The sequence below is a fragment of the Caulobacter sp. UNC279MFTsu5.1 genome, assembly GCF_900114015.1.
Lineage (GTDB): Bacteria > Pseudomonadota > Alphaproteobacteria > Caulobacterales > Caulobacteraceae > Caulobacter.
Genome location: NZ_FORN01000003.1, coordinates 204,995 through 226,202 on the forward strand (window position 1 = coordinate 204,995; position 21,208 = coordinate 226,202).

Consider the following 21,208-nt stretch of genomic DNA (forward strand, 5'->3'; position numbering starts at 1 on the left):
CAAGATCCCGGGAGGCGCGCCATGAACCCCAACGCCGAGTTCGACGTCATCGTCCACGGGGCCAGCGGCTTCACCGGCCGCCTGGTGGCCGAACATCTCGCCAAGCATCACCCGGACGTCCGCTGGACGATGTCGGGCCGCAGCGCCGACAAGCTGGCCGCCGTGCGGGATGAGATCGGCGCCTCGGCGGACACTCCGCTGATCGTCGCCGACGCCGACGACCCCGCCTCGCTGCGGGCCATGGTCCAGCGGACCAAGGCGGTCTTGACGACCGTCGGCCCCTACCAGCTCTACGGCTCCGACCTGGTGGCCGCCTGCGCCGAGGCGGGGACCGACTATCTGGATCTGTGCGGCGAGCCGGCCTGGATGCGCCAGATGATCGACGCCCACGAGGCGGCGGCCAAGGCCAGCGGGGCGCGGATCCTGTTTTCCTGCGGCTTCGACTCCATTCCGTTCGAGCTGGGCGTCTGGTTCGTGCAGCAGGAGGCGGCCAAGCGGTTCGGCGGGCCCGTCGCCCGCGTGAAGGGCCGGGTGCGGGCCATGCGGGGCACGTTCTCCGGCGGCACGGCGGCCAGCCTGAAGGCCACCCTGGCTGCGGCGGCCCGCGACCCGCAGGTTCTGGAATATCTGAAGGACCCCTTCGCCCTGACCCCCGACTTCGCCGGTCCCAAGCAGCCGCACGGCGCGGCCGTGGCGTTCGACGAAGGCCTGGACCAGTGGACCGCCCCGTTCGTGATGGCGGCGATCAACACCCGCAACGTCCACCGCTCCAACTGGCTGATGGGCCAGCCGTACGGCGCCGACTTCGTCTATGACGAGATGGTGCTGACCGGTCCTGGCGAGGCGGGCGAGGCCGCCGCCCGGGCCGTGACCGCCGCCAACGCGTCGATGGGCGCCGAAGGCGGTCCCAAGCCGGGCGAGGGGCCGAACCTGGAAGAGCGCAAGGCCGGCTTCTACGACCTGCTGTTCGTCGCCCTCGCCCCCGACGGCCGCCAGGTCCGGGCCAGCGTCAAGGGCGACAAGGACCCCGGCTACGGCTCGACCAGCAAGATGATCGCCGAGACGGCCCTGTGCCTGGTCGACACGCCCGAGGTGGCCGGCGGGATCTGGACCCCCGGCGCGGCGTTGCGCGGCAAGCTGGTGGAGCGGCTGCGAGAACGGGCGGGGCTGGCGTTCGCCGTGGAGTAGGGGGGCGGCGCGGCCGTTTTCGACCCAAGTCGGGAGAACTGCGCCGCCGCCCGCCCCGGGGAGAACTCGCGCTTAGGATTTGCCAAGTCGCGCGCCAGCGGCGACGCTCGCCGCATGCTGATCTTCGAATGGATCCTGGCCCTGCTGCTGGGCGCGGTGCTGCTGTCGGGCCTGGCCCGGCGGATCGGGGCGCCCTATCCGGCCCTGCTGGCCCTCGGCGGGGCGGCCGTCGCCCTGGTCCCCGGCGCGCCCCGGCTGGCGCTGGAGCCGGAGCTGATCCTGGCCCTGTTCATCGCCCCGGTGCTGCTGGACGCGGCCTACGACTCGTCCCTGCGCGACCTGAGGGACAACTGGCGGCCGGTGTCGTCGCTGGTGCTGGTCGCCGTGGGCCTGACCACCCTGGGCGTTGCCTGCGTCGCGCGGCTGCTGTTTCCGGACATGCCCTGGCCGGCCGCCATCGCCCTGGGGGCCATCGTCGCCCCGCCCGACGCCGTGGCCGCCCTGGCCGTGCTGCGCGACGTGCGGCCGCCGCACCGGGTGCTGAAGATCCTGGAGGGCGAGAGCCTGCTCAACGACGCCTCGGCCCTGCTGATCTACCGCCTGGCGGTGGGGGCGGTCGGCGGCGGCTTCAGCCTGGTCCAGGCGGCCCCGACCCTGGCCCTGGTGGCGGTGGGCAGCGTGGCGGCCGGCTACGGCCTGGCGCGGGTGACCGGCGTGTTCTTCCACCGCATCACCGACGTGCCCAGTTCGGTGATCGTCCAGTTCGTCTCCACCTTCGGTGTGTGGATCCTGGCCGAGCGCCTGGGCCTGTCGGGGGTGGTGACCATCGTCGTCTACGGTGTGACCGTGGCCTGGCGGCCCGGCGCGCAGCTGTCGGCGCGGCTGCGCATCCCGTCCTTCGCGGTCTGGGAAAGCGTGACGGTGGTGCTGAACGTCCTGGCCTTCACCCTGATCGGCCTGCAGATCCGGCCCATCCTGGAGACCCTGTCGCCGCACGAGCGCCTCGACTATCTGCGCGCCGCCCTGGTGATCCTGGCCACGGTGGTCGCCGTGCGGATCGCCTGGGTGATGACCTACAACACCGGGGTGCGGCTGAAGAACCGCTGGTTCGGCCTGCACCTGGCCCGGCCCAGCATGGCCGCGCCGACCGCGCGGGGCGGGCTGGTGGTCAGCTGGTGCGGCATGCGCGGCATGGTCACCCTGGCCGCCGCCCTGGCCCTGCCCGAGCGCTTTCCCTATCGCGACTTCATCCTGCTGGCCGCCTTCACGGTGGTGATCGGCACCCTGACCGTCCAGGGCCTGACCCTGAAGCCGCTGATGGCGCTGCTGCGCCTGCCCGACGACGATCCGGTGCGCAAGGAGCTGAAACTGGCCCGCGCCAAGGCCGCCAAGGCGGTGCTGGCCGAACTGGAGCGCGAGGATTCGCCGGCCGCCGAAGCGCTGCGCCGCGAATATGACGACGCCCTCAGCCAGACGCGGCAGGGTCGCAACGCCCGCGACTCGGCCGAGAACGCCCTGCGGCGGCGGGCGGTGACGGTGTCGCGCGAGGCCATCGCCGACCTGCGCAAGCGCGGCGAGATCGGCGACGACGCCTACCGGGCGCTGGAGGAGGAGTTCGACTGGCTGGAGCTGTCGGCGCGGGAGTAGGGGTCTTTCTCAGCCCTTCCGGAAAAACGCGTGGATCCGTTCGGCCAGGGGCTGGCTGACGCCGTCGACCTTCATCAGGTCCTCGATCCCGGCCCGGGCCACGCCCTTGGCCGAGCCGAAGGCGTGCAGCAGGGCCTTCTTGCGGCCGGGGCCGACGCCCTCGATCTCGTCGAGCGGGTTCTTCTTCAGGTCCATCGAGCGGCGGGTGCGGTGGGCGCCGATCGCGAAGCGGTGGGCTTCGTCGCGCAGCCGCTGCAGGTAGTAGAGCACCGGCGACTTGGGCTCGAGCATGAACGGCGTCTTGTCCGGCAGGAAGAACCGCTCCAGCCCCGCGTCGCGGTCCGGGCCCTTGGCCACGCCGACGATGGCGATGTCGTCGACGCCCAGGTCGGCCATCACCTCCAGCGCCGCGTCCAGCTGGCCCTTGCCGCCGTCGACCAGCACCAGGTCGGGACGGGCGGAGCTGTCGCCCTCCTCCTCTTCCTTGACCAGGCGGGCGAAACGGCGGCGCAGCACCTCCTTCATCATCCCGTAGTCGTCGCCGGGCGTCAGCTCGGTCGAGCGGATGTTGAACTTGCGGTACTGGCCCTTCATGAAGCCTTCGGGCCCGGCCACGATCATGCCGCCCACGGCGTTGGTGCCCTGGATGTGGCTGTTGTCGTAGACCTCGATCCGCTCGGGCGGGGCCTCCAGGCCGAACGCCTCGCAGACGCCCGCCAGCAGCTTGGTCTGAGCCGAGCCCTCGGCCATCTTCCGGCCCAGGGCTTCCTTGGCGTTGGTCAGGGCGTGGCCGACCAGGTCGGCCTTTTCGCCGCGCTTGGGCGTGCTGATCTCGACCTTGCGGCCGCTCTTCAGGCAGAAGGCCTCGGCCAGCAGGTCGCGGTCGGCCGGCTCCAGATTGGTCAGGATCAGCCGCGGGATCGGCTTGTCGTCGTAGAACTGGCCCAGGAAAGCGGTCAGGATCCGCTGCTCCTCGGTCGCTCCTTCACCCTCTTCCTCCGCGTTGCCGGCGGTCCGGGGGAAATAGGCGCGGTTGCCCCAGTTCTGGCCAGCCCGGAAGAAGAACACCTGCACGCAGGCCTGCCCGCCCTCGACGTGCAGGGCCACGACGTCGGCCTCCTCCACGGTCTCGGGATTGATCTGGCTTTCCTGGGCGACGGCGGCCAGGGCGCGGATGCGGTCGCGCAGGCGGGCGGCGCGCTCGAACTCCAGGTCCTCGGCGGCGGCTTCCATCTGCTGGGCGATCAGGGCCATGACCGCGCGCGACTTGCCGCGCAGGAAGGCCTCGGCCTGGTCGACCAGGGCCTGGTAGTCGTCCTTGCCGATCAGGCCGGTGCACGGGGCGGCGCAGCGCTTGATCTGATGCAGCATGCAGGGCCGCGAGCGGGTCTCGTAGACGCTGTCGCTGCACGAGCGCAGCAGGAAGGCCTTCTGCAGGGTGTTCAGCGTGCGGTTCACCGCCCCGGCGCTGGCGAACGGCCCGAAATAGTCGCCCTTAATCGTGTGGGCTCCGCGGTGCTTGCGCAGTTGCGGCGCGTCATGGTCGCGGCGGATCATGATCTCGGGAAAGCTCTTGTCGTCGCGCAGCAGCACGTTGAAGCGCGGCTTCAGCGACTTGATCAGGTTGATCTCGAGCAGCAGGGCGTCGGCTTCGGTGCGGGTGGTGACGAACTCCATCGACCGCGTCGCGTCGACCATGTGGGCGATGCGGTTGGTGTGGAAGCGGCCCTGGGCGTACTGGACGACCCGCTTCTTCAGGCTCTTGGCCTTGCCGACGTAGAGGACCTCCTCGTTCTCGCCGATCATCCGGTAGACGCCAGGCGCGTCGGGCAGGCGCGAGACCTCGTCCTTGATCAGGGCGGCGCCCTTCAGGGCGTTGGCGGGGGTGTCGGTGGTCGCGTCGGTCACGAGCGACATATAGGCGAGTCTGGCGCGGTCAGCGATCTTCGAGGCTGTGGAAGATGCGCAGGACGATCACCTGCCGGGGCTGCACATCGTATTGGAGCACATAGCCGGCCGAGCCGAAGGGAACGATGAGTTCGCGCAGACCCTCTGGGATCACCCGGCCTCGCTCAGGAATTCGCCCAGAGACCTGTAGGCGGCGACGATGGTCTCGACCGCCTCGCGGGTGACGTGAGGCCCGCGCTCTTCCAGCCACTGCCTGAGGCGGTTCAGGTCGCGTCTCGCCGTCGGCGAGAATTCGACAGTCCTCATTCGCGGATGCGAGGGCGAGGCTCCGGCGGGGGAAGTTCGGCCGTCCCTGTTTGTCGTCAATCTCGTGGGGCTGTATGACCCGCCCCATGACCACGCGCCCGCTCTTCGTCACGCCGCTCTATGAAGCCAGCCTCGCCGGCGAGAAGGGCTTCGAGACCTTCATCGACGACCTGCACGACGCCTGCATCGCCGTCGCCGAGGCCGACGAGGCCGGCCAGGCCTGGGCCGAGAAGAAGGGCTATCTGGGTTACACCTCCTACGCCTCGCTGGACGACCTGGCCCAGCGCGACAGCCTGTTCGCCGACCTCAAGAAGAAGCTCGACAGGCACGCGGCGGCCTTCGCCAAGGCCCTGTGCTTCGACCTGGCCGGCGGCAAGCTGGTGATGGACAGCTTCTGGATCAACATCCTGGAGCCGGGCGGCCAGCACACCGGCCACATCCACCCGCACAGCGTCATCTCCGGCACGGTCTACGTCACCATCCCGCTGGGCGCCTCGGCCCTGAAGTTCGAGGACCCTCGGCTGCCGATGATGATGGCCGCCCCGACCCGCGAGGCCGACGCGCCCGAGGGGCTGCAGCCGTTCGTCTATGTCCAGCCGGAACCGGGCGCGATCCTGATGTGGGAAAGCTGGCTGCGCCACGAGGTGACGCCCAACCAGGCCGAGGAACAGCGGATCAGCCTCAGCTTCAACTACGCCTGGCGGTAAGGGCGCCTTCGGGGTTGCGCCCGATGTCGCCCTTGGTGACGATGGCGGCCCGATCGGGAGGGACGACCGTGAATGCCGAAGTCGCATCCGCCGAGAAGATGAAGAGCCACGAACTACATTGCCTCGCCGACTGCGGCATCGTCATGCCGCCGACCGCTGCGGATTACGTGTCGATCCTTATGCTCTCCGTCGTCATCGCCGCCGCCTGGATCGGCGTGCGTCGGCTGACCCGTCGCCGCAAGCGGACCGACCCCGGCGGCGGTTGAAACCCGCTCGGCGTTCGGCGGGTTCTCCTGGGAACCCAGGAGAACACCCATGCCCCACGCCCATACCCCCGACCATTCAGGCGCGGCGATCACCATGCAGAAGGTCCGCCCGTTCGGCGAGGACAGCCTGGTGCTGACCACGACGGCCACCGACCGCGACGGCCGCCTGGCCGACCGCCACAGCGCCTATCACGATAACCGCTCGCCGCCCCTGGTCTGGACGCCCGTCGAGGGCGCGGCGGCCTACGCCATCATCGTCGAGGATCCCGACGCCCCGCGCGAGCGGCCGTTCGTGCACTGGCTGATATGGAACATCCCCGGCGAGGCCTCCAGCCTGCCCGAAGGCCTGCCGAACGAGGCCAGTCTGGGCCTGGTCGGCGGCGCCACCCAGGGGCGGAACGACAGCGGCTCGGTCGGCTGGTTCGGGCCGCGCCCGCCGGTTGGACACGGCGTGCACCACTATCACTTCCAGATCTTCGCCCTGGTCGAGCGCCTGCCGTTCGACGAGAAGACGCCGCTGGCCGATTTGGTCAACGCGCTGAAGGGCGACGCCCTGGCCTCCGACGACCTGATCGTCACCTACGAGGCGGCGGGGGCGTAGTCGGGCTGGGCCTGGGCGGCTTCAGCCTCCGCCTCGGTTTCCAGCGTCGCCGGTCGCGAACGCCAGTGGCGGTCCAGGCAGAAGGCGGCGATGGCCAGCCACAGCAGGCCCAGGGCCGCGTGGCCGCGCTGCCAGAACCCGACGTCGTTGCCGGTCCGCACGTTCCACACGCCGGTCAGCAGGGCCAGGACCAGCAGCAGGAAGAAGAACCAGCCCAGCGAGAAGCGCGCCAGCCGGCGGTGCTCGGGCCTGCCCCACAGGGCCCAGGCTGTGAACAGCGGGGCGAACTGGATGGCCAGGCCCACGCCGCAGGCGCGGTGCATCGGGTCGGGCCAGTGGAACAGGCCGGCGAAGAGCGCGCCCAGGCCGGTCATCGCCACCCACAGCCCGGCGAAGGCCGAGACCCGGCGCCGGCCGCCGGCGTGCTCCAGGGCCTGGGTGAAGCCGGCCCCGGCCGCGATCCCCGCCAGGCCGGCCAGGATCATGCCGACGTTGAAGATCGCCGGATTGGGCGCGGCCGGGCCGCCCAGTTCGCTGATGAACTGGGCGCCGGGCCGAAAGCCGGGAAACATGTGCTGGGCCACCAGGACGTCGGCCACCATGATCGCCGGGACGACCAGGCCGATCCTCAGCAGGGAACCCACGCTCAACACTCGCCCGGCCTCCGGCTGATTGGACGGGTACAGATCGCGCCGTGCGGGGGCGGGGTCAAGGTTGGATGAGGGGCGCGGCGGTCGGACGCCCGTGCAGCAGCCCCTACTTCTTCCCGAACAGGTTCCCGAAGAAGTCGCCCTTGTTCCAGCTCGGCCGGGCCGGGGCGTCGGCCAGTTCGCGGGCGATCTCGTAGTTGACCAGGGCGAAGCGGGCCCCGGCCTGGTAGTTGATCGGCTGGTTCAGGTCGTCGTTGGGCTTGTGGTACTGGGTGGCCAGGAAGTCCTTGAAGCCCTTCTCGCCGCCGTTCTTGAAGCCGGTCATCAGGAACACCGACGGCACGCCCTGCTCGACGAAGCGGTAGTGGTCCGAGCGGGTGAACAGGCCCTCGTCCGGCAGCGGGTCGGGCGACAGGGCGACGCCGACGCGGCCGGCGGCCCGGGCCACCGCCGGGCCGATCGACGAACGATCGGCTCCGAAGGCCACCACGTCCTGGAAGTCGTACAGCAGGATCGGCATGTCCAGATTGACGTCGGCGGCGATGCCGGCCTTCGGCACGGTCGGATTGTTGGCGAAGTATTCCGAGCCGATCAGGCCCTTCTCTTCGGCGGTGACCGCCAGCAGCACGATCGAGCGCCTGGGCTTGGTCCGGGCCTCCTTGAAGCCGCGCGCCACCTCCAGCAGGGTGGCCACGCCCGAGGCGTTGTCCAGGGCGCCGTTGTTGATCTTGTCGGCGTCCTTGCCGTGAATGCCCAGGTGGTCGAGGTGGGCGGACAAGATGATGGTCTGGGCCTTCAGGGTGGGGTCCGAGCCCTCGATCAGGCCGACGACGTTGCTGCTCCGGCGCTTCTCGATCTCGGTCTTCAGCTGGACGGTGACGTTGGCGGGCAGGGCGAAGCCCTTGACCAGGCCCTCCGGGGTGTCGGCCGCGGCCAGCACCGCGTCCAGGCTGGTCGGGGCGCCCGCGAACAGCTTGGCGCCGCCCTTCAGGCTCAGGCTGGCCAGGCCCGGGGCCTCGGCGCCGCGCACATAGGCCACGCCCTGGGCGTCGTTCCAGGTCATCCGCCATTCCTGGTAGCCGCCGACGCCGCGCGCGAACGGGCGGCGCTTTTCGTAGCTGGTGGTCGGCAAAGTCAGCACGCCGACCGCGCCGCGCCGGGCGGCCTCGGCGCGCTTGACGTTGGTGTTGCTGTAGTGGGCGCGGATCTCGGTCTGCAGGCCGGAGGGGGCGCCGTTCAGCATGACGACGATCTTGCCCTTCACGTCCAGGCCTGCATAGTCGTCGCGCCCGCGCTCCGGGGCGACGACGCCGTAGCCGACGAAGACCAGCGGGGCGGTGACCGAGGTCTCGGCCTGGCGGGCCTGGGCCGAGGGCAGGTAGTCCTCGCCGAAGACCAGGACGCCCGACTTGCCGTCGGCGCCGGTGTAGGACACCCCGCCCTCGTTGGCGGCGCGGAACGCCGTCAGGGGCACCTGCTGCAGGTAGGAGCCGTCGTCGCCGGCCGGCTTCACATGCATCAGCGCGTACTGCGAGGCCACGTAGTTGGCGGCGATGTCGTAGCCGCGCGTGCCGGCCTCCCGGCCCTCCAGCAGGTCGTCGGCCAGGAAGCCCATGTGCGCCTTGATGGCGTCGGCCGACGGCGTGAAGCCGGCGGCCTTGGCCGCCGCGGGCTTGGGCTTGGGCTTGGCGGTCGCGGCGAAGGCGGGCTGGACGGCCAGCAGCAGGGCGACGCCGGCGAGGGCGGCGCGACGGGAGAACGGCATCAAGGCAGGCTCCAGATACGGGGCGAGCCCGCGAAAGCCTGAACCTTGGCCAGACCACGGCGGCTTGTCGAGATTTCGCAACCTGAACGTTTTGTAATCTTCCCCGCAAAAACAACGTCGAAGGACAAGGAATTTCGCGCCCCGACGCGCGCTCACCGCCTTGTGCGGTTAACCGAATAACTTCACCGTCTTTGCTTAAGGCCGATTAACCGATGCGCCCGACATTGGCCTGGCAACCAGGGAGATGGTCGTGCAGGTCCTCAACACCGCCGCCGCCGGCATGTTCGCCGCGGCCGACCGTCTTGGCGCCAGCGCTCGGCGCACCGCCGCCTGGGGTCTGGAGCAGAGCCAGGCCGATCAGAAGGTCGACCTGGCCAACGAGGCCGTCGAACAGGTCTCGGCCAAGACCGATTTCAAGGCCAACGCCGCCGTCGCCAAGACCGCCGACGAGATGGCGGGCGCCCTCCTGGACATGAAGGTCTAGGTCCGGACGTCCGTCCCGTCGGCGCGAGTCGGTCCGGGCTCATCCCGCATTCCCCCCTGCGCGAGCTCGGACCCGCCGCCCTCCGGCCATGCCGGAGGGCGGCCCCTCATTTCCGGGCGTCGAGAGCCGGCTTCCAGCCGGCCGCCCGGGCCTTGGCCTCGCCGGCCGCGTCGAGCGGCGGCCCGGCGATCATCGCGTCGACCGTGGCCAGAATGGCGGCCGGGGTCTCCGAGCCGGCCATGCGATAGTCGCCGGCCGGGCCGGGGCCGGCCGGGCTGACGGCCCGCACGCGCCAGGCGTCCGGGTCTCGGCAGGCCACCCCGGCGATGGGCGAGCGGCCCGCGGCCTGGAACGTCCGGCAATAGACGCCCGAGGCGGTCTTGAACGACAGGTTGACTCGTACCGGGCCCGCGGCCTGGCCCGAGCCCTGGGTGTTCAGCGCCTGGACCAGCGGGCCGGCGGCGATCGGGGCCGGATCGTCCGCCCCGCTCAGGGTCACGGGCGGCGGCGCGGCCAGGCGGCCGATCACCAGGCCGACGACCAGGCAGGCGGCCAGGCCGATCCAGGCGGGAACGCCGCGTCCCGGCAGGCCGGGCGGCTTCGGAAGCCGGGGCTCGCGCGCCCTGGCCTTGTCCTTGAGCCTGGCCTTGCCCTTGGCCCCGGGGAAAGCGATCACCTCGGCCGGCTTGGACGCGACTGGCGGCCTGGCGGCGACCGCCGTGCTCAGGGCCTCGGGCGGCGTCTCGCGCAGGACCCCGGCATGGGCGCCCGACAGCAGCCGGCGCAGGGCGCGCTGGGTCTCGACCCGCAGGGCCAGCTGCGGGTCGGTCGCCATGGCCGCCTCGATCCGGGCCATGTCCTCGGGGGGCAGCTCGCCGTCGACAAAGGCGAAGAGCTCTTCGTCCGGAACGGTCATGGCGGGGCTCCTTGGTCGATCAACGCAGTCTGCAACGTGGCGCGGCCCCGGGCCAGGCGGCTGGTCAGGGTGCCGATGGGCACCTCCAGGCTGTCGGCGGCCTCCTGGTAGGACAGCCCCTCGATCAGCACCAGGGCGACGGCGATGCGCTGGTCCTCGGGCAGGGCGTCCAGGGCGCGCTCCACCGCCGTGGCCTCCAGCCGCGCGTCCAGCGACGGCGCGCTGGGGTCGGCGGCCAGGGCGCCCGCCTCGGGCGGGGCCAGGACGCGGCCCCGGCGCTGGCGGGCGCGGGCTTCGTCGATCCAGGCGTTGCGCATGATCCGGAACATCCAACTGTCCAATCGCGTACCGGGACGCCACTGGTCGCGGCGCAGCAGGGCGCGCTCGACGGTCAGTTGCGTCAGGTCGTCGGCGTCCGCCGGTTCCCAGGCCAGCACCCGCGCCATTCGGCGCAATCGCGGCAGCAGGGTCAGCATCTGCGTCTGGAAGGAATCCAAGGTTCGCCTTCGTCCTATGGAAGAAACGTTTCGTCGGGGACGTTCAATCCCTGAGCCTAAACTTATTTCACGCGCGTCGCGATGCGGCCATTGTGACGTCTCGCTCGTCTGGGAAACCCTGAACCGCCATGAGCCTTCGCGCCCCCCTGATCCTGATCCTGGCCGGCCTGGCGGCGCTGGGCGGCGCGCCGGCCGACGCCCAGCTGCTGCCGTCGCCGTCGTCGGTGGTCGGCCGGACGGGGCTGCCGCTGCCGCAGTTGCCGCTGGCCGACCGCCTGGCCCAGGATGTCGACGGCCTGGCCGACAGCCTGAACCCGGACGCCCTGGCCGCCGCGCGGCTGGACCGGTTGGCCGCCCTGGTCCGGACCCACCCCCGGGCGCTGGAGCTGGACGACCAGGGCCAGCCGGTGGTGCGAGGGGAGGTGCTGGCGGTCTCGCCCACGCCGGAGGCCCTGGCGAAGATCGCGGCGGCGGGCTTCGCCGTCGCCCGCCAGGCGCGGTCCGACGAGCTGGGCCTTTCGCTGGTCACCCTGACCCCGCCCAAGGGCCTCAGCGCCCGGGCGGCGGTCAGGCGGCTGCGCGACCTGGACCCCGGCGGCGACTACGACTTCAACCACGTCTATGCCGACGCCGGACTGGGCGCGGTGGTCGCGGCCTCGGCCGCCGGACCCGCCGTCGCTGGGGAAAGCGCCAAGGCGGGCGCCAAAGGGGGCGCGAGCGGACGGGCGGGGCTGCTGGACGGCGGCGTCGCGGCCGACCAGCCGGTGTTCACCCGCGTGCGGCTGGAGCAGCGCGGCTTTGCGGACGGCGGGGCGCGGCCCAGCGCCCACGGCACGGCCACCGCCTCGCTGATCGCCGCGGAGGGCGTCGGCCAGATCCTGGTCGCCGACGTCTATGGCAAGGGCCCGGCCGGCGGCTCGGCCTCGGCGATCGTCGGGGCCCTGTCCTGGATGGCCCAGGCCCGCGCGCCGGTGATCAACATCAGCCTGGTGGGACCGCCGAACGGGGCGCTGGGCGCGGCGGTCAAGGCGCTGCTGGCCCGAGGCTGCCTGATCGTGGCGGCGGTAGGTAACGACGGTCCGGCCGCGCCGGCCCTCTATCCGGCCTCCTATCCGGGGGTGATCGCGGTGACCGGCGTCGACCGCCGGCGCCGGCTGCTGCCCGAGGCCGGCCGCGCGGCCCATGTCGACTTCGCGGCCTACGGAGCCGAAGTCAGGGCCGCCGCGCCCGGCGGACGTCCGGCCAGCGTGCGCGGCACCTCCTACGCCGCCCCGGTGGTGGCCGGCCGGTTGGCGCGCCTGCTCGACGCCCCCGACCCGGCGGCGGCCCAACGGGCGGTGGCGCGCCTGGCGGCCGAGGCCGTGGACCTGGGCGCGCCGGGCGTCGATCCGGTGTTCGGCAAGGGCTTCGTCGAGGCGGCGGCGAAATAGCCCGTTTCGCGGGCTGCGAAAAAAGTCGCGGGGGTTGGAAGAAAGCGCGGGGACCGGTCGTTGGACGGGTCAGGAGGCGGACGAAGCGCCGCCTCGAGCCATTCCTCAGGAGAAGACCATGCGCAAGATCTCGTTCTTCATGACCGCCACGGCCGCCGCCCTGCTGATGGCGGCTCCCATGGCCCACGCCCAGATCCTCGGCGGCGGGGGCGGCGGCCTCGGGGGCGGCCTGGGCGGCGGTCTCGGCGGCGGCTTGGGCGGGGGGCTCGGCGGCCTGACCGGCCAGGCCGGCGGCGGGCTGACCGGTTCGGGCCAGTTCGGAACCCCTGATATCGGCGGCGTCACCTCGCGCGCCACCGAGGCGACCGGGCGGGTGCGCGACCGGGCCACCGACGCCACCGGCCGGGTGCGCGACCATGCCGACCGGGCGACGCGGCGGGCCCGCGACGCCGCCGGCGACGTCCGGGGCGCGACCGAGGGCGCGGCCCAGGGCGCGGCGAGCAACGCCAGCGCCAACGGTTCGGCTGCGGGATCCGGCTCCGCCTCGGCGGCCGGCCAGTCCCTGACCGGCGCTTTGTCGGGCAGCGGTTCGGGCGGCGGTTCGCTGGCCGCCCCGGACACCAGCGGCTTGACCTCGCGGGTCGCCGGGACCGGCCGCAACGCGGTCGGGACGGCGCGCGACCGGGCGAGCTCGGCCGCCGCGCGGGGGACCAGCGTGGCCCGCAACGCCGCCGGTTCGGCCCGTGACGCCGCCGGTTCCGCCAGCGCGGGCGGTTCGGGCGACGCCGACGCGGCCGGCGGCCTGACCGGCGACGGCCTTTCCGGCTCGCTGACCGGCTCGGGCTCGAGCAACGCTTCGACCAACCGCGGTTCGACCAGCAACAGCGGCTCGCTGGGCCTCAGCGGCTCGGCCTCGCGCCACGGCGCCAGCGCCTCGGCCAACGGCGCCGGCTCGGGCGACGTCAAGGTCGGCAACTGAGCCCGACCGCTCCGTCGGACCATCAAGGCGGCTCCGAAAGGGGCCGCCTTTTTTTGAGGTCGTGCACGAACCCCCTCTGTCGCTTCGCGACAGCTCCCCCAGAGGGGGTGCATCTGCACGGCGTAGATCCTCCTCCTTTGGGGGAGGTGGCCCCGAGGGCCGGAGGGGGCGTCCAGCCGCCCGAACGAAAAACGCCCGCCCCGGTCTCCCGGGACGGGCGTCTGATCTTCGCACCTCCGGAACCCTTACGAGTCCAGGAAGCTCCGCAGCTTACGCGACCGGCTCGGGTGCTTGAGCTTGCGCAGGGCCTTGGCCTCGATCTGGCGGATGCGTTCGCGGGTGACCGAGAACTGCTGGCCGACCTCTTCCAGGGTGTGGTCGGTGTTCATGCCGATGCCGAAGCGCATGCGCAGCACCCGCTCCTCGCGCGGGGTCAGCGAGGCCAGCACGCGAGTGGTGGTCTCCCGCAGGTTGGACTGGATGGCCGCGTCGATCGGCAGGATGGCGTTCTTGTCCTCGATGAAGTCGCCCAGGTGGCTGTCTTCCTCGTCGCCGATCGGCGTTTCGAGGCTGATCGGCTCCTTGGCGATCTTCAGGACCTTGCGCACCTTCTCCAGCGGCATGGCCAGCTTTTCGGCCAGCTCTTCCGGGGTCGGCTCGCGGCCGATCTCGTGCAGCATCTGGCGGCTGGTGCGGACGATCTTGTTGATCGTCTCGATCATGTGCACCGGGATGCGGATGGTCCGCGCCTGGTCGGCGATCGAGCGGGTGATCGCCTGGCGGATCCACCAGGTGGCGTAGGTCGAGAACTTGTAGCCGCGGCGATATTCGAACTTATCGACGGCCTTCATCAGGCCGATGTTGCCTTCCTGGATCAGGTCCAGGAACTGCAGGCCGCGGTTGGTGTACTTCTTGGCGATCGAGATCACGAGACGGAGGTTGGCTTCCACCATCTCCTTCTTGGCCTGACGGGCCTCGCGCTCGCCCTTCTGCACGGTCTGGACGATGCGGCGATAGTCGTCGATCGGCACGCCGGTCTCGGTGGCCAGAGCCGCGATCTCCTGGCGGATGTCGCTGACCGAGTTGACGTCGTTCTCGACGAACTTGGTCCAGCGCACGCCCATGGCCTTGACCTGCTCGACCCAGTTGGGGTTCAGCTCAGAGCCGAAATAGGCCTTCAGGAACTCGCCGCGGCTGATGCCGTAGCTGTCGGCCAGGCGCAGCAGGCGGCCTTCCAGGCCGATCAGGCGCTTGTTGATCGCATACAGCTGCTCGACCAGCGCCTCGATGCGGTTGTTGTTCAGCTTCAGCGTCTTGAGATGCTGGATGATGGTGTTCGACAGGCCCTCATAGGCCTTGCGGTCGGCGTCGCTGAGGTCCGTGCCCTTCAGGCGGCTGCCGACCAGCTTGTCCTGCAGCTTGCGGAAGGTCTCGAACTCGCTGGCGATCGCGTCGAGGATGGCCATCACGCCTTCGCGCAGCTCGCCTTCCATGGCGCTGACCGTCGGGCCGGCGCCGTCGTCGAAATCGTCGTCGTCCTCGCCTTCGCCCTCGCCCTCGGCCTTGGCCTCGCCGCCGGCTTCCTCGTCGACCGGCTCGGCCGGCTCGTCGTCGGCGGCCGGGGCGGCGGCCACGCCGTTGATCGCGGCGTAGGTGCCTTCCAGGTCGATCACTTCGCGCAGCAGGATGCGGCCGGTGCCCAGCTCCTCGCGCCAGACCATGATCGCCTCGAAGGTCAGGGCGCTTTCGCACAGGCCGCGGATCATGGTGTCGCGGCCGGCCTCGATGCGCTTGGCGATGGCGATCTCGCCCTCGCGCGACAGCAGTTCCACCGAGCCCATCTCGCGCAGGTACATGCGCACGGGGTCGTCGGTGCGGTCATAGGCCGCAGGCTTGTCGCTGGTGATGACCGCCTGGTTGTCCTCGCGCGCGACGACTTCGCCGCCTTCCGAGGTCTCGGCGTCTTCTTCGGCCTCGACCACGTTGACGCCCATCTCGCTCAGCATGGCGAGAGTGTCTTCGATGGCTTCCGAGGTCACCTCTTCCGACGGCAGAACCTTGTTCAGCTCGTCCATCGTGACGTAGCCGCGGGCTTTCGCCTGCTTGATGAACTTCTTGACGCCGGCGTCGGTCAGGTCGAGCAGGGGGCCGTCGCCGCCGGTGGCTTCGGGCGCTTCCGTCTCGGCCGAGGAATTGGTGCTCATTCAGGTCTCCGAAACGACGCGGCGCCGAAACGCGGCGCGCGTCGAGAATGTGTCCGTGATGGGTCGCCTGCGCATCGCGCCCTGTCGTCCGTGCAAGCTGTCCAGTGAACCGCTGAAAAAATTATCAAGAACAACGCCTGAAACACGCCGAAGAGCCATGGGCTAACGCTCCGCGAGCGGGGCTCTTTGCGGAGGCGTCGTCTTCACGCGCGATCAGCGTCGACCCTTGAGGGGTTTCGGCGGCCACTGGGACCTGGCGGCGGCGAGGGTGACATCCTGTTTCAAGGAGGGCGCGCGCATGAGAATGGCGGCCCGAGCGATGTCAATCAGCAGCGTGGCAAATCCTTGAGTCGCCAGATGGCGTTGCATGACGCGCGAGTCAAGATGCGACGCGCGCAATCGGCCGGTCTTGTCGCGCGCGAGCCCGGGCGATCCCCGCGACGCGGGGGGAAACGCCCAGCGTGTGCCGCTGCGACATATTCGCCCAAAGCGAGAAATGACGTCCATTTCACGCGCTTTTTCAGCGAGACTTAAGATCGCGGGCCAAGGATCGCCGAAACGTTGCGACACCGCGCACAGGGAGCGCCACATGGGCAGGAACCAACGCCGACGGGGGCAGCGACCCTTGCGCGGGCTTCACGGCCGCGTTCTTCCGCCGAAGCGCTGAGGACCGGCCCCGCCGCCATGCAGTCAACACCCCGCCCGGATCAGAGCGCGAACGGCCTTCCGCGGCCGCGCTCCTTCGCGCGCCGCAGCCGCCATCTGCTGATCATCAGCGCCGTCATTTTCGTCATCGCCCAGAGCCTGGTCGTCATGCTGGGGTTCGCGGGCATGGCGGTGTCCAACATCGCGCGCGCCTACGTCACCGGCGAGGCGCAATATTCGAAGGCGCAGAAGGAGGCCGTGATCTCCCTGATGCGCTACGTCCAGTCGGGCTCGGAGGCCGACTACGCGATGTATCGCGCCGCGCTGGAGACGCCCAAGGGCGACCAGGCGGCGCGATACGCGTTGGAAGCGACGCCGGCCGATTTCCGCGCCGCCCGGGCCGGCTTCCTGCGGGGCGGAAACGCCGCCGACGATGTCCCGGCGATCATTTCGGGCTTTGTGATCATGCGGCGCTGGGCGCCGTTCGCGCACGCCGTCGAAAGCTGGCGCGAGGGCGACCAGCGGTTCATGGCCCTGGAACGGCTCGGCGACCGGGTCCGGCGCGGCGGATCGACCGAGGCGGAGAAGGCGGCCTATCTGGCCGAGGCCGCCGCGCTGGACCGCTCCGCCTCGGCCTATGAGCGGCGGTTTTCGGAGCAGATGGGCCAGGTCGCGCGCCTGGCGGCCGGGTTGGCCTACGCCGCGGTGGCGGGACTCAGCCTGGCCGTCTGCGCGATCGGCGTCTGGGTGGCCTGGCGGGTGCACAAGGTCTGGGTTCACACCTCCGAGGCCCTGGCCGAGGCCCGCGACCGGGCCGAACAGGCCAACCGCGCCAAGAGCGACTTCCTGGCCAATGTCAGCCACGAGATCCGCACGCCCCTGAACGGGGTTCTCGGCATGGTGCAGATCATGCGGCGCGAAGAGCGCGAAACCAGCCAGAAGCAGCGGCTCGACGTGATCGCCGACGCCGGGCAGACGCTTCTTTCGGTCCTCGACGGGGTGCTGGACCTGTCGAAGATCGACGCCGGCCGGCTGGAGGTGGAGCTTCAGCCGTTCGACATCGAGGAGGTCGTCCGGCTGGCGACGGCCGCCCACGCCGCCATGGCCGAGCAGAACGACGTGCGCTTCAGCGTCGAATGGCGGCCGGAGGCGCGGGGAATCTGGCGTGGCGACGGCGACAAGCTGCGCCAGGTCCTGTCGAACCTGGTCTCGAACGCCCACAAGTTCACGGCGCGGGGGGCGATCGTGCTGCGGATCGCGCCGACGCCGAACGGTCTCGGCTTCGAGGTGGCCGACACCGGGCTGGGCATAGCGGACGACAAGCAGGCGCTGGTCTTCGAGCCGTTCACCCAGGCGGACGCCTCCATGACCCGCCGGTTCGGCGGAACCGGCCTGGGCCTGGCGATCTGCCGCCAGTTCGTCAGGCTGATGGGCGGCGACCTGAAACTGTGGAGCCAGCTGGGCGTCGGTTCGACCTTCTCGTTCGAGCTGCCCCTGGCGCGCGACGACCGGACGGCGGCGGCGGGCGAACCCCGGCGGGGACAGGCCCTGGAGCAGGCCTCGGGACCCGCCCGCATTCTCGCCGCCGAGGACAATCCCACCAACCAGCTGATCCTGCGGGCCCTGCTGGAGCCGTTCGACATCGCCCTGACGGTGGTCGCCGACGGCCGCGAGGCGGTCGAGGCATGGGGCAGGGAGGCGTTCGACCTGATCCTGATGGACGTGCAGATGCCCGTCCTGACCGGGACCGACGCGACGATCGAGATCCGGGCGCGCGAGCGCGCGATGGGCCTCCGGCGCACGCCGATCATCGCGCTCACGGCCAACGTCATGCGCCACCAGGTCGAGGGCTATGTCCAGGCCGGCATGGACGGCCATGTCTCCAAGCCCATCGAGATCTCCGAACTGCTCGGCGCCATCGAAAGGGCCGTGGCCGTGAACGGCCCATCGAAGGACGGCGTCCAGGCCGCCTAGGGCGAGCCGCACGATGTTCTGAGCCGATCCGGCTAGCTCGCCGCCTGCCAAAACTCCAGCCCGCTGATCTGGCGTTCCAGCAGCGCGATCCGGGTGCGCAAGTCGCGGGTGGCGGCCAGGGTCCCGGCGGTGACCGCCTCGCGGCGCAGGGCCTCCAGGGCGCGTTCGCTGTCGCCGATCTCGACCAGGGCCTCGTAGCAGGCCGACCACAGGGCGCGGGCCTGGTGGGCGTCCATCTTGGGGTCGAGGAACGGGGCGCCGATCGCGGCGGCCACGCGCTCGGCCTCGGCCAGCTGCGGACCCAGGCCCTTGCGGTGCAGGATGTCGCGGAACGGGACGTCGTCGCTGATCTCGTCGGCCAGGGCCTCGAACAGCTCGACCGCCAGCGGGGCCAGGCGCGGGTCGCCGAAGCCGATGCGCTCGATGGCCTCGTCATGGGGCCGGGCCCAGGCGGGGTGGCGCAGGGCGGCGACGGCCACGGCGGCGTGGAAGGGGTTGAGCCGCGTGGTGATCTGGGCCCGGGCCACGCCGCGGATGCCCGGATCGGGCGGACCGCGATCGCGGCCGCCCTTCCATTGGCCGCGCGGGACGAAGGGCCGGCCGCCGCCGTCGCCCCAGGAGCCATTGGAGCCCCCGCCGCCGAAGGCGGGCTTGGGGAAGAGCGCGTCCAGCCGGGCGTAGAGGTCGTCGCGATAGGCGGCCGACAGGTCCTTGTCGGCGATGGTCGCGGCGGCGGCGCGCAGGCGTTGCTTGAAGCCGGCCTTGCGCTCGGGGGTGTCCAGCGGCTCCAGGTCGCGCTCGCGGGCGAACAGCGCCTCGACGAACGGCGTGGTCTGGGTCAGCTGGCTCTTCAGCGCCGCCGGGCCCTGCTCGCGCAGCACGTCGTCGGGGTCCTTGCCGCCGACCACGATCGAGAACTTGAACGAGCGGCCGGGTTTCAGCAGCGGCAGGGCGCGGTCGATAGCCCGGCTGGCGGCCCGCTGGCCGGCCTTGTCGCCGTCGAAGCTGAGGGTGGGCTCGGGATGCAGGCGCCACAGCACCTCCATCTGCTCCTCGGTCATGGCCGTGCCCATCGGGGCCACGGCCGGAAGGCCGGCCCGCTGGCAGGCGATGACGTCCATATAGCCCTCGACCACCAGCATCGGCGTCTGCTCGGTGGGGGCGGCGGCCTGGGCGGCGTGCAGCAGCTTGCGGGCCTCGTAGAGGCCGTACAGCAGCCGACCCTTGTGGAAGAGCGTGGTCTCCGGCCCGTTCAGGTACTTGGCGCGCGCCTGCGGATCCATGGCCCGGCCGCCGAACGACACCACCCGGCCGCGGGTGTCGGTGATCGGGAAGATGATCCGGTCGCGGAACCGGTCATAGGGCTGGCCGCCGTCCTCCGGCGCGATCAGCAGGCCGGCGTCGACCAGTTCGGCCGGCTTGGCGCCCTTGGCGACCAGATAGTCCTTCAGCGCCGTGCGTCCGGAGGGCGAGAAGCCGATGCGGAAACGGCTCCACTGGTCCTCGGGCAGGGCGCGGCGGGCCAGGTAGTCGCGGGCCGCCTGACCGACCGGCCGGCGCAGCTCGCTCTCGAACCAGGCGGCGGCGGTCTCCATCCAGTCGGTCAGGGTGGAGCGCTTCTTGTCCTCCTGGGCCGCGCGGGCGTCGGGCTCGGGCAGGGCCATGCCCGCTTCGGCCGCCAGCCGCTCGACTGCCTCGGTGAAGGTCAGCCGCTCGGTCTCCTGCAGGTAGGAGATGATGTCGCCGTGCTTGCCGCTGGAGAAGCAGTGGTAGAACCCCTTGTCGTCGTTGACGAAGAACGACGGGCTCTTCTCCTTGGTGAACGGCGACAGCCCCGCATATTCGCGCCCCTGCCGCCGCAGCTTCACCGACTTCCCGATCACGTCGGAAGGGCGAAGACGTTGCTTCAGTTCGTCGAGGAAGTGGTCGTCGAAACGCATTGAGGGCGGCTAGGGGCTTTCAGGCGGCACCATGCAGACACGTCGGGCTCGAGCCCAGACCTCCGAGTGGAGGCGTTAACGGGTTTCCGATGTTGTCCACAGATGCGGAGATGGCGCGGGCGCGCCGCCTCCGCAACGATCATCAGCCGATTCCGCTGCATCCCCTAAACGCCGTTCGCCGGGATGAGCGGATCAAAATCAAGCCGCCGCCAGGAACCGCGTCCGCACCTTGGGCCACAGCATGTTCACCGCCAGCCCTGTCAGCACCAGGGCCGCGGCCAGCAGTTTCCACCCCGGCAGGCTCTCGTGCAGCAGGATCGCCGAGGCGCCCATGCCGAACACCGGCACCAGCAGGGCCATGGGCGTGACGGTGGCGGCCGGGTGGCGGGCCAGCAGCCAGCCCCAGGCGGCGTAGCCGAACATGGTGTTGCCCACGGCCTGCCAGGCCACCGCGCCCCAGGTCAGGGCGTCGGCGTGGGTCACGCCCGCCACGATGGCTGGCCAGCCCTCCAGCCACAGCGACATCGCAAAGAGCGGCGGGATCGAGAACAGGCTGGCCCAGACCACATAGGCCAGCATGTTCACCGCGCCGGCCTGGCGGGCGACGATGTTGCCGCCGGCCCAGCTGGCGGCGGCCAGCAGGATCAGCAGCACGCCCAGCGGCGTGGCCGCTCCGCCGCCGTGGGCGGCGATCAGCACGATGCCCGAGGCGGCCAGCAGCAGGGCCACGACCTGGAACGGCTGCACCTTCTCGCCGCTGATCTTCATGGCCATGCCGATGGTGAAGAACACCTGGGTCTGCACCACCAGCGAGGCCAGGCCCGGCGAGATGTGGCCCTTCATGGCCACGAACAGCAGGCCGAATTGCCCCGCCCCGATCAGCACGCCATAGGCGGCCAGGTTAGCCCACGACACCGGCGGCCGCTTGACGAAGAACACCACCGGCAGCAGCACCAGGGTGAAGCGCAGGGTGGCGAACAGCAGCGGCGGCAGGTGGTCCAGCGCTACGCGGATGACCACGAAATTGGTCCCCCACACCGCCACCACGGCCAGGGCGAGCAGGAAGTGGCGCAGGGGCAGGGACATCGGCGGGCTCCGGAC

Annotated in this window: 20 protein-coding genes; 9 read left to right on the plus strand and 11 right to left on the minus strand. The window is 70.9% G+C overall.

The window, feature by feature from the left end:
* The first annotated feature begins 21 nt into the window (after nt 1–21).
* Nucleotides 22–1,188, plus strand: a complete 1,167-nt coding sequence (locus BM066_RS02380; RefSeq protein WP_018061806.1) for a saccharopine dehydrogenase family protein — start codon at nt 22–24, stop codon at nt 1,186–1,188.
* 114 nt (nt 1,189–1,302) lie between these two features.
* The gene (locus BM066_RS02385) at nt 1,303–2,835 is read left to right on the plus strand and encodes a cation:proton antiporter (protein WP_018061807.1); all 1,533 of its coding nucleotides are present in this window, start codon (nt 1,303–1,305) and stop codon (nt 2,833–2,835) included.
* A gap of 9 nt (nt 2,836–2,844) precedes the next feature.
* On the opposite strand, the gene uvrC is transcribed toward BM066_RS02385, so the two are convergent.
* From uvrC to BM066_RS26775, 3 genes are read right to left on the minus strand one after another with little or no spacing between them, the layout of a single operon-like run.
* Nucleotides 2,845–4,752 (minus strand): excinuclease ABC subunit UvrC, encoded by a 1,908-nt coding sequence (gene uvrC, locus BM066_RS02390; RefSeq protein ID WP_018061808.1) that lies wholly within the window; start codon nt 4,750–4,752, stop codon nt 2,845–2,847.
* 19 nt (nt 4,753–4,771) lie between these two features.
* Entirely contained in the window at nt 4,772–4,897 is a 126-nt protein-coding gene (locus BM066_RS26770) for a hypothetical protein (RefSeq protein ID WP_255367445.1), read from the minus strand.
* Nucleotides 4,894–5,049, minus strand: a complete 156-nt coding sequence (locus tag BM066_RS26775; protein ID WP_255367446.1) for a type II toxin-antitoxin system RelE/ParE family toxin — start codon at nt 5,047–5,049, stop codon at nt 4,894–4,896. The genes BM066_RS26770 and BM066_RS26775 overlap by 4 nt, the downstream gene beginning before the upstream one ends.
* Before the next feature lie 86 nt (nt 5,050–5,135).
* Between BM066_RS26775 and BM066_RS02400 the strand changes: the two genes are divergently transcribed.
* The 3 genes from BM066_RS02400 (at nt 5,136) to BM066_RS02410 (ending at nt 6,623) form a co-directional block, all read left to right on the plus strand.
* The gene (locus tag BM066_RS02400; RefSeq protein ID WP_018061809.1) at nt 5,136–5,756 is read left to right on the plus strand and encodes a TIGR02466 family protein; all 621 of its coding nucleotides are present in this window, start codon (nt 5,136–5,138) and stop codon (nt 5,754–5,756) included.
* Nucleotides 5,757–5,824: 68 nt separating this feature from the next.
* Entirely contained in the window at nt 5,825–6,022 is a 198-nt protein-coding gene (locus BM066_RS02405; protein WP_143093633.1) for a hypothetical protein, read from the plus strand.
* Between the two features lie 49 nt (nt 6,023–6,071).
* Complete coding sequence (locus tag BM066_RS02410; protein ID WP_018061811.1) at nt 6,072–6,623, plus strand: YbhB/YbcL family Raf kinase inhibitor-like protein; 552 nt, start codon at nt 6,072–6,074, stop codon at nt 6,621–6,623.
* On the opposite strand, the gene BM066_RS02415 is transcribed toward BM066_RS02410, so the two are convergent.
* On the minus strand, nt 6,602–7,276 hold the full coding sequence (locus tag BM066_RS02415) for a DUF998 domain-containing protein (protein WP_089924080.1): 675 nt from the start codon (nt 7,274–7,276) through the stop codon (nt 6,602–6,604). The genes BM066_RS02410 and BM066_RS02415 overlap by 22 nt on opposite strands.
* Before the next feature lie 103 nt (nt 7,277–7,379).
* Nucleotides 7,380–9,038, minus strand: a complete 1,659-nt coding sequence (locus BM066_RS02420) for a M20/M25/M40 family metallo-hydrolase (protein WP_018061813.1) — start codon at nt 9,036–9,038, stop codon at nt 7,380–7,382.
* A 244-nt stretch (nt 9,039–9,282) separates the two neighbouring features.
* Here BM066_RS02420 and BM066_RS02425 point away from each other — a divergent pair, with 244 nt between their 5' ends.
* Nucleotides 9,283–9,522 (plus strand): flagellar basal body rod C-terminal domain-containing protein, encoded by a 240-nt coding sequence (locus tag BM066_RS02425; RefSeq protein ID WP_018061814.1) that lies wholly within the window; start codon nt 9,283–9,285, stop codon nt 9,520–9,522.
* A 106-nt stretch (nt 9,523–9,628) separates the two neighbouring features.
* On the opposite strand, the gene BM066_RS02430 is transcribed toward BM066_RS02425, so the two are convergent.
* Together BM066_RS02430 and BM066_RS02435 are read right to left on the minus strand one after the other, a co-directional pair.
* Complete coding sequence (locus BM066_RS02430; RefSeq protein ID WP_018061815.1) at nt 9,629–10,438, minus strand: anti-sigma factor; 810 nt, start codon at nt 10,436–10,438, stop codon at nt 9,629–9,631.
* Nucleotides 10,435–10,935: an RNA polymerase sigma factor gene (locus BM066_RS02435; RefSeq protein ID WP_018061816.1), complete on the minus strand. Its 501-nt coding sequence runs from the start codon at nt 10,933–10,935 to the stop codon at nt 10,435–10,437. Before BM066_RS02435 ends, BM066_RS02430 begins: the two co-directional genes overlap by 4 nt.
* Before the next feature lie 128 nt (nt 10,936–11,063).
* Between BM066_RS02435 and BM066_RS02440 the strand changes: the two genes are divergently transcribed.
* Nucleotides 11,064–12,365, plus strand: coding sequence for a S8 family serine peptidase (locus BM066_RS02440; protein ID WP_089924084.1), 1,302 nt, complete (start codon nt 11,064–11,066; stop codon nt 12,363–12,365).
* A gap of 118 nt (nt 12,366–12,483) precedes the next feature.
* Nucleotides 12,484–13,344, plus strand: coding sequence for a hypothetical protein (locus BM066_RS02445; protein WP_089924087.1), 861 nt, complete (start codon nt 12,484–12,486; stop codon nt 13,342–13,344).
* Between the two features lie 245 nt (nt 13,345–13,589).
* Here BM066_RS02445 and rpoD read toward each other — a convergent pair whose 3' ends face one another.
* Nucleotides 13,590–15,548 (minus strand): RNA polymerase sigma factor RpoD, encoded by a 1,959-nt coding sequence (gene rpoD / locus BM066_RS02450; RefSeq protein ID WP_018061768.1) that lies wholly within the window; start codon nt 15,546–15,548, stop codon nt 13,590–13,592.
* 213 nt (nt 15,549–15,761) lie between these two features.
* On the minus strand, nt 15,762–16,139 hold the full coding sequence (locus BM066_RS25780; RefSeq protein ID WP_143093634.1) for a hypothetical protein: 378 nt from the start codon (nt 16,137–16,139) through the stop codon (nt 15,762–15,764).
* A gap of 93 nt (nt 16,140–16,232) precedes the next feature.
* Between BM066_RS25780 and BM066_RS02460 the strand changes: the two genes are divergently transcribed.
* Nucleotides 16,233–18,167, plus strand: coding sequence for a hybrid sensor histidine kinase/response regulator (locus BM066_RS02460; RefSeq protein WP_018061770.1), 1,935 nt, complete (start codon nt 16,233–16,235; stop codon nt 18,165–18,167).
* Nucleotides 18,168–18,199: 32 nt separating this feature from the next.
* Here the strand turns inward: BM066_RS02460 and dnaG are convergent, their stop codons facing one another.
* Together dnaG and BM066_RS02470 are read right to left on the minus strand one after the other, a co-directional pair.
* Nucleotides 18,200–20,107 carry a DNA primase gene (gene dnaG, locus BM066_RS02465; RefSeq protein WP_018061771.1) on the minus strand — a complete coding sequence of 636 codons (1,908 nt, stop codon included), beginning with the start codon at nt 20,105–20,107 and terminating at the stop codon, nt 18,200–18,202.
* Nucleotides 20,108–20,305: 198 nt separating this feature from the next.
* Entirely contained in the window at nt 20,306–21,193 is an 888-nt protein-coding gene (locus BM066_RS02470) for an EamA family transporter (protein ID WP_018061772.1), read from the minus strand.
* Nucleotides 21,194–21,208: the final 15 nt, after the last annotated feature.

Bases quoted from the DNA above. Each gene is read 5' to 3' on its own strand.
- BM066_RS02470 (WP_018061772.1), bottom strand. From the start codon at position 21,193: ATGTCCCTGCCCCTGCGCCACTTCCTGCTCGCCCTGGCCGTGGTGGCG.
- BM066_RS02420 (WP_018061813.1), bottom strand. From the start codon at position 9,038: ATGCCGTTCTCCCGTCGCGCCGCCCTCGCCGGCGTCGCCCTGCTGCTG.
- BM066_RS02385 (WP_018061807.1), top strand. From the start codon at position 1,303: ATGCTGATCTTCGAATGGATCCTGGCCCTGCTGCTGGGCGCGGTGCTG.
- BM066_RS02445 (WP_089924087.1), top strand. From the start codon at position 12,484: ATGCGCAAGATCTCGTTCTTCATGACCGCCACGGCCGCCGCCCTGCTG.
- uvrC (WP_018061808.1), bottom strand. From the start codon at position 4,752: ATGTCGCTCGTGACCGACGCGACCACCGACACCCCCGCCAACGCCCTG.
- BM066_RS02380 (WP_018061806.1), top strand. From the start codon at position 22: ATGAACCCCAACGCCGAGTTCGACGTCATCGTCCACGGGGCCAGCGGC.
- BM066_RS02440 (WP_089924084.1), top strand. From the start codon at position 11,064: ATGAGCCTTCGCGCCCCCCTGATCCTGATCCTGGCCGGCCTGGCGGCG.
- BM066_RS02410 (WP_018061811.1), top strand. From the start codon at position 6,072: ATGCCCCACGCCCATACCCCCGACCATTCAGGCGCGGCGATCACCATG.
- rpoD (WP_018061768.1), bottom strand. From the start codon at position 15,548: ATGAGCACCAATTCCTCGGCCGAGACGGAAGCGCCCGAAGCCACCGGC.
- BM066_RS02460 (WP_018061770.1), top strand. From the start codon at position 16,233: ATGCAGTCAACACCCCGCCCGGATCAGAGCGCGAACGGCCTTCCGCGG.
- BM066_RS02425 (WP_018061814.1), top strand. From the start codon at position 9,283: ATGGTCGTGCAGGTCCTCAACACCGCCGCCGCCGGCATGTTCGCCGCG.
- dnaG (WP_018061771.1), bottom strand. From the start codon at position 20,107: ATGCGTTTCGACGACCACTTCCTCGACGAACTGAAGCAACGTCTTCGC.
- BM066_RS25780 (WP_143093634.1), bottom strand. From the start codon at position 16,139: ATGTGGCGCTCCCTGTGCGCGGTGTCGCAACGTTTCGGCGATCCTTGG.
- BM066_RS26775 (WP_255367446.1), bottom strand. From the start codon at position 5,049: ATGAGGACTGTCGAATTCTCGCCGACGGCGAGACGCGACCTGAACCGC.
- BM066_RS02400 (WP_018061809.1), top strand. From the start codon at position 5,136: ATGACCACGCGCCCGCTCTTCGTCACGCCGCTCTATGAAGCCAGCCTC.
- BM066_RS02430 (WP_018061815.1), bottom strand. From the start codon at position 10,438: ATGACCGTTCCGGACGAAGAGCTCTTCGCCTTTGTCGACGGCGAGCTG.